This window comes from Actinophytocola oryzae, from assembly GCF_004364325.1.
In the GTDB taxonomy this organism is placed as follows: Bacteria; Actinomycetota; Actinomycetes; order Mycobacteriales; family Pseudonocardiaceae; genus Actinophytocola; species Actinophytocola oryzae.
Window position 1 is genome coordinate 1 of the sequence record NZ_SOCP01000046.1, and the last position, 1,553, is coordinate 1,553.

Here is a 1,553-nt window from a genome sequence, read left to right on the forward strand (position 1 = left end):
GTCGCCGCTGGTATCACAGCCTGCGTCTTTGCCTTGTCAGCCATCGATGCACTACCCTCCACTTAGGACAGTTACACCGTTATTCTTACACCCCCGGAAGGTGGGCCCGCGAGTTCAGATCCCGTCAACTCTGGGGTGGTGGAGGCGTGCCGGGGAAGCGGAATTCACATCTGTCAATCACAGACATGTCGCCGAACCGACCTAAAGCGGACGTCCACTTGGTCCGATTCATCTGAGTTCCTCAGTGGCCAAACGATTGAGCAGGGAGGTCAACCGATAGTGCCGGTAGACCCCGTTCTTCAGAACGTCACAAAAGGCAGGTAGGGAAGGAGTTGCGCCAGTTGTGTGCGTTCGTATCCCTGGCGGGAGTACCAAAGGATGGGAACAGGGCTGACCTGCGGCTTTATACCGGCAGTCTCGTGATCGAGACATCCTTCGGGCTGTCCGCGCGTGAGTGACGCTCCGCTGGTGGCGGGACTGCGCTCCCGTCCCCAACGATCGACTCGCCTCCCCAGCATCGCCAACCCAACGATCTGCTGAGGACCCCCGTTGAAGACATCGGTCTTGGCCCGGCCCGGGTAGAGGTCGGCGATACGGCGCATCGCCAGGCCGGGCGCGTAGGCCACCTGGTGCCCGTCCGCGCGGGCGACCGCGACCGGTAGCGACCCTGACCGCTTGATCGGCCCGGTGTCGGCCAGCCACTGGCAGGGCCGGGTCGTGAAAACCTTGACCGCGGTCTGCGACAAGCCGCCGAGCTCGCACACGCTCCGCGCTGGCATCGAGCAGCGGGTTGGGGATGACTGGATCGAACTCGGGCGTGGCCGGGTGGCCGACGCCATCCCGGAGGCGGCTGGGTTCCCGGTCGAGGTCAGCGCGCCGTGCGAGGAGGGCGTGTGGCGTTCTTGGGTCCGGGTTGATGGACAAGGACGTGCGCCGGAATCGGTGCCGTTCACCTTCTCCGCGACCGGCACCGAGCGGTCGATCGCGTTGGTCGAGTGCGCAGGACGCCCGACCGTACCCTGGCCCGGGCGTGCATCGAGGGGGACACTGAGTCCCATAGGTGACATCCCGAGCTACACCGGTCGCCGTGTCGAGTGACGCGGCCCACTTCAGAGTGATCACGTCTCGACCGGCTACCGGCGAGCACTCGATGCTGGTGAGCGGCGGCCCCCGACGACCGCAGAACGCCGACAGCTCGCTCCTGGCGATGTCGGCACTGTGGGTGTGCTCGTCAGTGCGCAGGACATCGGGCACTTCTATCTCGTCACGTTCGACCATGGCGTCGAGATCGAGATGGTGCTGCCCGGCACCGGACACGCCGTGCGGTTTGTGGATCAGCCTGGCCAGACATTGGCCCCGGCCTACCAGAAGGCGGCTGGCCCGCGCAATTACGGTGTCTATCGCATGCCGTTCCGGCGGCGGTTCCGCGCCATCTTCGGCCGCCGGGCCAGCGCCTAAGCCCAATGCCGGTCGGTTAGGTGGTCCTGGCTGGTCGGCGGGTGGGTCTGGGCTTGCTGGGTGGAGTGATGGTGACAGCTGAACGTGATGGCCGG

General features: G+C 65.6%; 1 protein-coding gene and 1 pseudogene. One reads left to right on the forward strand and one right to left on the reverse strand.

Features of this window, described 5'->3' with window-relative positions; all coding sequences use genetic code 11:
- Positions 1-557 precede the first annotated feature (557 nt).
- Positions 558-668: pseudogene (locus CLV71_RS50555) on the reverse strand (IS110 family transposase); the annotation flags it as partial.
- 550 nt (positions 669-1,218) lie between these two features.
- On the opposite strand from CLV71_RS50555, the gene CLV71_RS47345 reads away from it, so the two are divergent.
- Entirely contained in the window at positions 1,219-1,458 is a 240-nt protein-coding gene (locus CLV71_RS47345; protein ID WP_133909551.1) for a hypothetical protein, read from the forward strand.
- Positions 1,459-1,553: the final 95 nt, after the last annotated feature.